Source organism: Myxococcus sp. AB025B (assembly GCF_006518215.1).
GTDB classification, from domain to species: domain Bacteria; phylum Myxococcota; class Myxococcia; order Myxococcales; family Myxococcaceae; genus Myxococcus; species Myxococcus fulvus.
Genome location: NZ_SRLW01000336.1, coordinates 1 through 10,480, shown reverse-complemented (window position 1 = coordinate 10,480; position 10,480 = coordinate 1). Strand labels below are relative to the sequence as shown.

The 10,480-nt window shown below is 72.3% G+C and carries 9 protein-coding genes; 1 reads left to right on the top strand and 8 read right to left on the bottom strand.

The window, feature by feature from the left end; all coding sequences use genetic code 11:
- The 7 genes from FL311_RS36545 to FL311_RS36515 all read right to left on the bottom strand — a co-directional run.
- The coding region (locus FL311_RS36545) for a metallophosphoesterase (RefSeq protein WP_141332307.1) at positions 1 to 1,483 on the bottom strand (1,483 nt) is incomplete at its 3' end.
- A 132-nt stretch (positions 1,484 to 1,615) separates the two neighbouring features.
- Positions 1,616 to 2,398, bottom strand: a complete 783-nt coding sequence (locus tag FL311_RS36540; protein ID WP_141332306.1) for a hypothetical protein — start codon at positions 2,396 to 2,398, stop codon at positions 1,616 to 1,618.
- On the bottom strand, positions 2,395 to 3,099 hold the full coding sequence (locus FL311_RS36535) for a DUF4956 domain-containing protein (RefSeq protein ID WP_141332305.1): 705 nt from the start codon (positions 3,097 to 3,099) through the stop codon (positions 2,395 to 2,397). Before FL311_RS36535 ends, FL311_RS36540 begins: the two co-directional genes overlap by 4 nt.
- 15 nt (positions 3,100 to 3,114) lie before the next feature.
- Positions 3,115 to 4,827, bottom strand: a complete 1,713-nt coding sequence (tmk, locus tag FL311_RS36530; protein WP_141332304.1) for a dTMP kinase — start codon at positions 4,825 to 4,827, stop codon at positions 3,115 to 3,117.
- A gap of 5 nt (positions 4,828 to 4,832) precedes the next feature.
- The gene (locus FL311_RS36525; RefSeq protein WP_141332303.1) at positions 4,833 to 5,546 is read right to left on the bottom strand and encodes a VTC domain-containing protein; all 714 of its coding nucleotides are present in this window, start codon (positions 5,544 to 5,546) and stop codon (positions 4,833 to 4,835) included.
- Positions 5,547 to 5,561: 15 nt separating this feature from the next.
- The gene (locus tag FL311_RS36520) at positions 5,562 to 6,890 is read right to left on the bottom strand and encodes a hypothetical protein (RefSeq protein WP_141332302.1); all 1,329 of its coding nucleotides are present in this window, start codon (positions 6,888 to 6,890) and stop codon (positions 5,562 to 5,564) included.
- 213 nt (positions 6,891 to 7,103) lie between these two features.
- Positions 7,104 to 7,745, bottom strand: coding sequence for a hypothetical protein (locus tag FL311_RS36515; protein WP_228557320.1), 642 nt, complete (start codon positions 7,743 to 7,745; stop codon positions 7,104 to 7,106).
- Positions 7,746 to 7,836: 91 nt separating this feature from the next.
- Here FL311_RS36515 and FL311_RS36510 point away from each other — a divergent pair, with 91 nt between their 5' ends.
- A complete protein-coding gene (locus FL311_RS36510; RefSeq protein WP_141332301.1) occupies positions 7,837 to 10,161 on the top strand; it encodes a serine/threonine-protein kinase in 2,325 nt (774 codons plus the stop codon).
- 40 nt (positions 10,162 to 10,201) lie between these two features.
- On the opposite strand, the gene FL311_RS36505 is transcribed toward FL311_RS36510, so the two are convergent.
- Positions 10,202 to 10,480, bottom strand: a 279-nt coding sequence (locus FL311_RS36505) for a rhodanese-like domain-containing protein (protein WP_141332300.1), incomplete at its 5' end; no start/stop codon positions are given.

Genomic DNA, 10,480 nt, shown 5'->3' with positions numbered 1-10,480 from the left:
GGGTGGGCGTGGGGCGCTCGTCGGGCGTGCCCGCGTCGGTGCCCCCGCCTCCGCCGCCGGACGCGGAGGTGACGGTCACCACGGACGTGGCGGTGCGCGTCACCGCGCCGAACGTGGCGGTGGCCGTCACGGTGTACTGGCCCGCCTTGGCGTAGGTGTGCTCCGCGGAGCGGCCCTGGGCCGAGCCGCCGTCGCCGAAGTCCCAGCTCACCGGGACGTCCGGGGTCGTGGTCGCCAGGAAGAGCGCGCGGTGGGGGGCCACGCCGCGCTCGCCCTCCACGGTGACGCTCAGCGCGTCCTCCGGGGGAGGCTCTTCCACGGGCGGCAGGTCCTTGCGCAGCGTGAGGCTGTCGAGCACCTTGCCGTCCGTCGTCAGGAGGTTCGCGGTGAGCAGCCCGTCGGCCACCTCCACGTCCAGGAAGCCATAGGCCTTGTTGTCGCGCATGGCGCTCCAGGCGGGCTGGCTGGTGTCGAACGCGCGCAGCGTCGCGCCGCCGCCACCGACCACCAGGTAGGGGATGCCGCCCGAGGACGCCACGTCGTCGCCCTTCATCGGCTTGCTGCGCTCGTAGTTGTGGTCATGCCCGGTGAGCACCAGGTCCACGCCGTACTTCTCGAACAGGGGCGCGAACTGGCGGCGCATGGTGAGCTGCGAGCCGTGCTCGCCGCTGGACCAGGGCGGGTGGTGGAAGAAGACGACCTTCCACGGCTGCGTGGTGCCGGCCAGGTCCGTCTCCAGCCACGCCTTCTGCTTGGCCAGCGAGCAGCGCTCCGCGGACGACAGGCCGATGGCGCAGTTGGAGTCGAGCGACACGAAGTGCACGTGCCCCCAGTCGAACGAGTAGTAGCGCTCCGTGCCCTCCGGGTTGTTGGTGGGCATGTAGAGGTTGTCCAGGTACGGCTGGCCCTGGTTCGTCACGTACTCGTGATTGCCGGGTGAGGCGAACAGCGGCACCTGCGAGAGCAGCTCCGCCATGGGCACGAAGAGGTGCTCCTGGAAGTCGGCCTCGGTGCCGTCCGGGTAGGCGTTGTCGCCCAGGGCGACGAAGAGCTCGGGCTTCGTCTGGACCATCCGGGCCGTCACGCGCCGCTGGTCCGAGCCGCCCGTGCCGAAGTCCCCCATGGCGGCGAAGTGCACGCGGCGCGTGCCGGGCACGGGCGCCGTCCTGAAGCTCTTGGCCGGCGTCTTCAGGCCGCAGGCGCTGACCTCATAGGTGTACTCGGTGCCGGGCTTGAGCCCCGTGAGCACCACCGCGTGGACCTTGCCCGAGTCGTTCGAGCGGGCGACCTCATTGGCCGCTCCCACGCCGTAGCGCACCTCGGGCGAGCAGTTGGCCGCCAGGCGGAACGCCACCAGGGCCGTGTCGGGACCGACCTTCTGCAGATAAGGGTCGCGAGCGAGGACGCCCGCGGAGGCCATGCCCGACACCAACGTCAGGGCCACGGCGAGGGGAAGCGGGGTGAAGCGGTTCTTCCGATGCATGCAGCCTCCTCCCGAACCATCTCGGGACGGAGGCCCAACCGTTCACTCCGCGACCTTCATCCAGCCTTCCCGCCAGGGAGCGGGCGGCGAGGCGAGCGCTCGCACGCCCTTCCCTGGGACAGCGGACAGGCGCTACTTCTTGATGTCGTAGGAGGCCAGGTCCTCGGTGCGCTCGCCCTCCTCGCGCACCTTGCCGATGCCCGGCACCAGCCAGTACGTGCGCTCCTTTCCCTCCTTCACCTCGCCCGCGTCGTTGAGCTTGTCGCGGCGGACCTTCACCGCGTTGGTGAAGGTGCCGGCGCGCGTCTGCACCGTCACGCCCACCTCCAGGACGCGCCACGTGTAGGTCGGGTCGCTGTCGTCCTTGCTGCCGTCACCCAGCACCGTGAACTCCTGCACGGCGCTGGTGTAGGCCCAGGGCACCGTCGTCGGCGCACGCGCCAGCGACTTCACCGTCGCCGGGCTCCAGGTGGTGGTGCGCACCTGCACGCCGTCGCGGTGGTCCTCCTCGCGCAGGCGCACGACCAGGCCGTTGCCCTGCTCGAGCTGCCACGAGTACTCCTCGTAGAGGATGCCCGTGGCCACGCGGTCCTGCCGGCTGTGCACCAGCACGCCCGTCGTCCCCGCCGGGGCGCCCGGCACGTCGCGCGGGCCGAGCACCTCCACCCGCTTCTGGAACCTGCCGTGCACCGGGTCCTGGATGTCGTAGACCCAGACGGAGCCCGTCGACAGCGGCCACAGCGTGGTGGCCGCCGGGTCCGGGTTCGACGGGTCGGGGTTCTGCGAGTCCCCTGGCAGGCCCACGTCTCCGTCCGGGTTGGACGCACCAGGGCCGGCGCCCGGCAGGCTCCCTCCACCACCACATCCCACGAGCAACCATCCGGCCGCGAGCGCGACCACCCACCTGCGCGTCATGTCAGCTCCTCCCGTGTCCCCTTGGGGCCTACCGCCGTCCACCGCAGCCCCCGCAGGGGCATGCCCTCCGTCCGTCCCAGCGCCGCCGTCAGCGAGCCGGGCACGGGCTCCTCCACTTCCAGCTCCAGCCGCCGCCCGTCGAAGTCGAGCGCGCAGCTCTTCACCATCACGTTGCGCTCCCCGAGCGCGCTCCTCAGCGACGCCTCCGCGCCCACCAGGTCATCTGCCTGGGCGGACACCAGCAGCCGCTGCTTCGGCGCCGAGGGCGCCTCGCGGTTGAACAGGTCCAGCACGAACAGCAGCGCCGCCACGAACAGGGTGCCCACGCCCGCCAGCCCCAGGCTGCCGTGGCCGCACGCCATGCCCAGGCCAATCATCAGGAACAGGATGGCCGCGTCGCGCGGGTCCTTGAGGCCGGAGCGGAAGCGCACGAAGCCGCCCAGGCCCACCAGGCCGAAGGCCTTGGCCACGCTGTCCCCGATGACGGCGGTGATGACCGCCGCCGCCGCGCACAGCAGCACCTGCGCCTGAATCATGTCCGCCTTCGGCAGGGCCCGGCGCATGACCAGCCGCCAGGGCCGCAGCGACAGCACCGTGCCGATGAGCGCCGCCGCGAGCATCCGCGGCAGCATCACGGTGATGGAAAGGCTGTTCAGCTCCGACTTGGCGCTCTCGAGGAACGCCGGAATGGAGGCCTCCATGGTGTGTGTGTTCCCTCAGAGCTCGACCTGCTGCGTGGGTGCATCCACCGCCGGGCGGCTCGCGCGGGCCTGCGTGGCCCGGGTGTCGAGCGCCGCCGCGGTGGCGATGACGGCATAGGCGTTGCGCAGCGCGGGCAGCTTCCGGGGATGGGCCTCCAGCACGCGCTGGATGAGCACGCGCGCCTCGGGTCTCACCGGCAGGCCCTTGAGCGAGGAGAGCACCGTGGCCGGCCAGCGGCTCGCGTGCGTCACCCGCAGGCGCCACGCCCTCGGGTCGTTCATCCCGTCCACCGAGTCCAGCGCCTCCTTCGTCCTCGGCGCGGCGCGCTCGCGCAGCGCCCAGGCCTCCTCGGTGGAGAGCCCCGTCAGGGAGCGCATCACCAGCTTGGTGGCCTTGTCCGCCAGCGCCTCGCGCAGGCCGCGGGCCACCGGCGTGTCCAGTCCCTGCGTCCCGCGCAGCACCGCGAGCCGGTCGTGGGGTAGGAGCGCCTCGCGCAGCGCGTCCGCGCGGGCGTCGGAGAGTCCCCCCAGGCTGCGGGCCACCTCCGCGTACAGCCCCCGCTGCATGCCCGCCTCGCGCACCACCCAGGACTCCTCGCCGTCCACGCCAGAGAGGCCCAGCAGCACGTCGCCCAGCTTCCCGTCGCGCACGCCGCGCTCGCGCAGCGCCCAGGCCTGGGGCGAGCTGTCGCCCTTGAGGCCCTGCAGCGCCTCCGCGGGCGCCTGGGCATACAGCCGCTCCCGCAGCATCGCCGCGCGGGCGCTCCTCTGGCCCAAGAGGCTCGCCGCCACCTGGGCCGGCGCCAGCGGCGCGAGCACCTCGCGCAGCGTCCAGGCGGGCTCGTCATCCAGGCCCTGGAGGCCGCGCGCCGTGAGGGCGGGGAAGCGCTCCACGAACTCCAGGCGTCGCTGATGCGCGGCGAGCCCGGGCAGGCCGCCCAGCATCCACACCGCCAGCGCCGGCTCGCGCGGCTCCACCGTGTCGAGCGCCTGGAAGAAGCGGGCCTCGACGTTCTCCACCTCGACGGGGCCCGTGGGCACCGACGCGGGGGCGGGGACGATGCGCTGCACGGGCGTGTCACGCCCCTCCAGCCGGGCCACCACGGCGTCGACCAGGCGCTGCTCCAGCACGTGCAGCGGCGCGTCGTTGTTCTCGATGATGAGCCAGCGCCTGGGGTCCTCCTTCGCCAGGGCGAGGAAGGACTCGCGCACGCGCACCGCCAGGCCCGCGCCCACCATGCCCTTGCGGCTGTCGCCCGCCTCGCTCTTGTTCGTCAGCGCCTTGCCCAGCCGCTTGCGCCAGCGGGCCAGGTCCGGGTCCACGTCCACCAGGATGACCAGGTCCGGCCACAGGCCCTGCGAGGCCAGCTCGCAGGCGGGCCGGAGCTCCGACATGGGCAGCCCCCGGCCCCCGCCGCTCAGCGCGAGCTGCGAGTACAGGTAGCGGTCCGTGATGCACACCTCGCCCCGCGACAGCGCGGGTGCCACGACCTCCTCCAACTGCTGCGCGTCGCGCGCCAGGTTGAGGAAGAACTCCGCGCGCGGTGACATCTCCAACAGGCGAGCGTCCCGCGTCAGCTCCCGCACGCGCCGGGCCGTGGACGAGCGCAGCTCGCCTCCTTCCCGTGCGTGCGCCACCCGGTAGCCGAGCTTCTTCAACCTCCCGGCCAACAGGTTGGAGAGCGTCGTCTTGCCGCTGCCGTCAATCCCCTCGAAGTCGATGAACACGGTGCCTATCCCCTCGCGACCCCATCCACGGCGAAGGCATGTGCCCTCGCCATCCCCTCTGCGAACTTGCTGTACGTCGGCGCGCCGCCCGGATTGAGCGACGACAGCCAATCGGGCAGCTCCTCCCCCAGGTGCTTCACCTCCACCACCACGCGGCCCTCTCGGAAGAAGGGCGGCCCCAGCCGCTCGCTCGTCAGCGCAAGCTGGGACATGGCCAGCTCCGGGGCAATCTGGTGGTAGCCGATGTCCCGGTCCACCGTCACCCGCCACGCCTGCGACGCCTGATACACGTGGCGCTGATACGTCACCGCCAGCACCGGCTGCAGGCTGCCTCCGGTGATGAGCGGCAACAGCCGCGCGCCGCCCCGGAGCACGCGCCCCAAATCCGAGCGCGGCACCCAGACGCGCCGCTTCTGCGTGAGGCCATGGCGCTCGCGCTTCACCTCCAGCACCACGCGCTCCACGCCCCCCGCGCCCACGTCCGGTGAGTACTCCTTCGTGCGGACCTTGAGGCAGTCCTCCGGCGTGCGCAGCGCGCGCGACGCCAAAGGACAGCCCGGTCGGTCGAAGTAGACGGACACGATGCGCGTGGGCGTGGGCACCTGTCCCTCCAACTCCCGCGTCAGGCGCGCGCACAGCGCGAGCGCCGTCTCCTCCTCCAGCACCAGCTTGAACTCACGCCGGAGCCTGGTCACTTCCCCCTCGGCGAACGAGAGCATGGCGTGTCTCCGTGATTAGAAGCGGGTGGCGAGCTGCAGCGAGTACTCGAGGCCCGGCGCCTCGTCCCCCGGCCGCAGCGCGCGCTCCACCTGGAACTGCCCCCGGAACCGACTCCCCAACAACAGGTTGAGCCCCCCGAGCAACGAGTGGCCCTTCCCCTCCACATCCCCCCGCAGCTGCAGCCCCTCGGCGCCTACCACCGGCTGGAGGGCCCACTCCGTCGTCACCGGGAGCGTCCAGCTCGCCAGCAGCAGTTGCGCGGTGAACGGCCCCACCGGCAGCCGGCCCGTGACGACCTCCCCCGTGACGTGGAACGCGCCGAACTTCAGCTCCGCGTCGGCCGCCATCGCGTGCCTGCGCGCGCGGTCCAGCGCCTCCGCCACGTACGTGCTGACGCCCAGGGTGAGCATCTTCTTGAGCGGACGCACGGTGATGCGTCCGGCCAGGTCCTCCTTGGTGCGCACGCCCAGCTCGTCGCGCGAGCCCTGGAACGCGCCCGCGGAGACGCGCAGGTCCCACAGGCCCTTCAGGCGCACCTCGCCCATCAGCCCCAGCCGACGGCCGCCCAGCTCGTGCACGTCCCCCAGGTAGTCCTCCACGAGTCCGCGCCCCTGGATGGGCAGGCTCCACGCGCCCTCCAGCCGGCGCTGGAGGAAGGGCGACTTGAACTGTCCGCCATAGAGGCGGAAGCGCTTGTTGTCGTCGGACAGCCGCACGAAGGCGTCCTTGAGCATGTTCGAGTCGGCCAGGTCCGCGCTCACCTCGGCCTCCAGGTTGGGCAGCGACGTCGCCACGCCCACGCGCGCCGAGTTGATGCTCAGCGTGCGCGCGTACTTCTCGCGCTGGTCCGCGCTGGCCTGCGCATAGACGCGGCCGAACACGCGCACCGTCTGGATTTCGTCGTCCGGCGTGTCGTCCAGCGCGGTGGCGTCCTCGCCGATGGAGTCCTCCTGCTGCGCGCCGGGCTTCCTCTTCTTTTTCTTCTTCTGCTCCGCCGCCGTCTTGGCGGGCTCGACGGTGGGCGCCGCGCTCGTGGTCGGCGTCGGGGGCGCCGCGTCCCGTGAGTCACCGGGTTGGATGCGCGGCGGCAGCGCCTGCGCCAGCGCGCCCTCCGTCAGGCCCGGCGTGGGCTCCAGCGGCTCGGAGCCCTCGGGGGGCCCCGCGTCCACGGGCTCCACGCCGTCCACCACGCCGCCCGAGAGCGCATCCACCGCGGCGGCCGAACCGGAGGCCGCTGTCTCCACGCCACCCTCGGGTGCCGGGGCCGCCCACGCCGGCCCACCCACGAGGACCGCGACGAGGAGACCCCGCCTCCCCAGCTCATCCAACCGCCACCCACCCATGTCCCCGCCTCCCCGTCGCAGCCGGCAGAGCGCTTGTGCAACAGCGGTGCCCGACTGGACAACGTCGGGTGGCGGACGGCGGTGGGCGACGCAAGCCCGTCAGAGGGCTCGAAAACGTCGTGACGCGGGCGTTACGAAGCCCTCGATGGGAACGAAAGTTCCACTTCGTGGGCACCCATCCCTGTACGAATGTCGATCAGCCGGTGGAAGGAGTTACCGGTTGGACGCCGCATCCGGCGCCGGTGCGGTGGCACCGGGCGCCTCGGTGGACGAGGACGCCTCCACGGGTGGGATGACGGCGGGCGGAGCGCCGACGTCGGACCTTCCGGTGGACGGGGGCGTACCCCGCAGGCGCTTGAGCGCGCCCCTCACGCCCAGCGCGAGCACCAGGCCCGAGCCGCCGAGGACCAGCGCCCAGCTCAGGCCGCGGGGCAGGGGCGTGGAGGCCACGGTGATGTGGCCCGTGAGGACCTTGAGCCGCGTGTTCTGGTAGCGGACCTCCAGCTCGTAGAGCCCCGGCTCGTCGAACTCCAGTGGCGTGTGCCAGTTGACCCCGTCGTACGTCAGCGTGCGCGTCAGCTGCGAGGGGGAGTCCTTCAGGTGCAGGGTCAGCGTCAGCGGCCCGGTGAACTCCGCGCCCTGGAAGGCGCCCACGTGCAGGGACAGCATCGCGGGCTCGCCCTCGCGGGGCAGGGCGGGGTGAAGCGTACCCTGCAGCCGCTCCTCGGCGTCCGCCCAGCGCAGCTCCAGGACGTCACCGCGGCGCTCGGTGCGGAGTTGATCCGCACCCGGAGTGGCCGCGACCGCACCCGTCGTGAGCAGGCAGGCAATCAGCGCGCCAGTCGATCTCCACACATGCCACCTTTGCCTCGGCGACCGCTGTCCTCTAGGATGCCGAGCCCTGACGCATTCCACCTGAGCCAACTCCCCCGGCCAGAGACCCGGGATGAACCCTCAATCTTTCGGGAAATATCAGCTCCTGAAGAAGCTTGCCACCGGCGGCATGGCCGAGGTGTGGCTTGCGCGCCAGACGGGCATCGAGGGCTTCCACAAGAACCTCGTCGTCAAGCGCATCCTCCCGCATCTGGCGGAGGACCGTGAGTTCGTGGAGATGTTCCGGAACGAGGCGCTCATCGCGGCGCGCTTCAACCATCCGAACATCGCCCAGGTCTACGAGTTCGGCGAGGCGAACGGCACCTACTACATCGCCATGGAGTTCATCCACGGCGAGGACCTGGGCCGGGTGATGCGCAAGGCGGCCAGCGCGGGGCAGTGGATCGCCCGGCCCCTGGCCATCCGCATCGTCGCCGCGGCGTGCGAGGGCCTGCACTACGCGCACAGCCGCACGGACGACGCGGGCCGGCCGCTGCGCGTGGTGCACCGGGACATCTCGCCGCAGAACATCCTCATCAGCTTCGACGGCTCGGTGAAGCTGGTGGACTTCGGCATCGCCAAGGCGGCGGATCAGGCGTCGCTCACCAAGTCGGGCGCCATCAAGGGCAAGTTCGCGTACATGGCGCCGGAGCAGGCGGCCGGAAAGCCCCTGGACGGGCGCGCGGACATCTTCGCCATCGGCCTGGTGCTGTACGAGCTGCTGACCGGGGTGCGGCCGCTGAAGCGGGACTCGGAGCTGGCCACGCTCCAGGCCGCCATGGAGTGCGCCATCCAGCCGCCGTCGCAGGTGGCGGACGTGCCGGAGGAGATGGACCCGGTGGTGATGCGGGCCGTCGCCAAGAGCTCGGATGACCGCTACCGGGACGCGCGCCAGTTCCAGACGGCGCTCGAGGAGATCCTCGTCGGCCAGCGCTGGGTGGCGGGCTCGGTGCAGATCTCCGAGCTGATGGAGACGCTGTTCGCGGACCGCCTGTCCGAGGAGAAGGCCCAGGGGCAGGTGGTGCTGGCGGACGAGGAGTCCGGCGGCTCCGCGCCGCCACCCCCGCCGCAGCAGGAGCGGGGCCGGGGCCGCGCGTCGTCGTCGGACATGAGCTGGGACGCGCCACCGGGCGAGTCGTCCTCTCCGCGCGAGCGGGGCCGCGCCGCGCCGTCCCGCGCCGCGCCGCCGCCTCCCGCGCGTCGCACGGGCGCGGTGCCGCAGCCGGTGGTGGAGGAGGACCCGGGCGAGTGGGATGCGCCGTCCGGCGTCATGGAGGCGCCGAACCGCCGCCGGGGTGGGACGTCGGACTCGATGCGCCGGCCGAGCAGCGCCAACGTGACGCAGGTGGCCCGCACCAGCTCGCGCTCGGACCTGCGCGGCGCCGCGACGAATCCGGGAGAGCCCCCCGAGCCCGCGCCGCCTCCGCCTCGCCGCTCCATGACGCGCGCCGCGCCCGTGGTGGACGTGGAGCCGCCCGCGCCGCGCCGCTCGCGCACCTCCGCGTCGCTGGACCTGGACGAGCGCACGCGGATGGAGGACGAGGACGACGACGAGCGGACCATGCTGCCGCCGCCGGAGCCCTCGCCGCCGCCGCGCCGCCGCACGGGGATGCAGTCGCAGGTGTCCGCGCCGGAGGCCCCGCCGCGTCGGCGCACCTCCAGTCGCGCGGAGATGCCCTCGCCGCCGCCTCCGTCACGCTCCCGCGTCTCGCTCGCCTCCGCGCCCGCGGTGCGGGAGGAGGACGAGGTGGACCGCGCGCTGGCGAAGGACGCGCGCCGCCACGCGGGTCAGCCGGTGTCCCGGCGCAACATCGCCATGGTGGGCTTCATCGTGGGCATGCTCGCGGTGGTGGCCATCTTCCACAAGCCCATCTTCGCGGTGCTCAGCGCCACGGCGTCGGACGGGCAGGGCGTGCGGCTCACCGTCAACACCAACGAGCGGGTGAAGGTGTCCGTGCGGCACACGGAGCGCTGCGGCAGCTCGCAGCCCGTCACCGAGCTGGGCCTGACGCCGCTGACGCTGGTGTCGGGCGCGCACCTGCAGGACACGCTCATCCTGGAGAACGAGCAGCAGGGCATCTACACCGAGGACACGGACACGCTGGCCTTCGGCGTGCCGGGCGAGGCCAAGGTGCTCACCCAGGAGTTCCGTCGCGGCTCGCTGCAGCTGATCCTCAAGCCCGAGACGGTGCGCGGCATCACCGTGCGCCGCCGGGGGCAGGACGTGGGCCTGTACCAGGGCGGCGGCGGCAAGGGCCTGAAGATCGACCTCATGGAGGGCAAGCACAAGCTCGAGCTCATCGGCGGGCCGCTCAAGGAGCCCTTCCTGTTCGAGGTCGACATCAAGCCGAACTCGGTCGAGAAGGAGACGCAGGACCTGTCGGCCTTCATCGGGTAGCGGCTCGCTCGCGAGCGCCCCGCGCCTCCTCGGACTTCATTCAGTAGCGCGGCAGGGAAGGGTCGACCTGGAGCGAGTACAGGTCGATGCCTCCGCGCAGCGACACCGCCTCCAGTCCGCGTGAGAGGAGATATGCGGTGCCGTCCAGGCTGCGCACGCCGTGGTGGCAGTAGACGACGACGGGGCGGCCTCGCAGCGCCTCCAGCTCGTCGGCGCGCTCGTCCAGCTCCGGCAGCGGGATGAGCACGGAGTCGGGGAGCGCCACGTACTCGTGCTCATGCGGGAAGCGCACGTCCAGCAGGGCGGGGCGGGTCTCGAC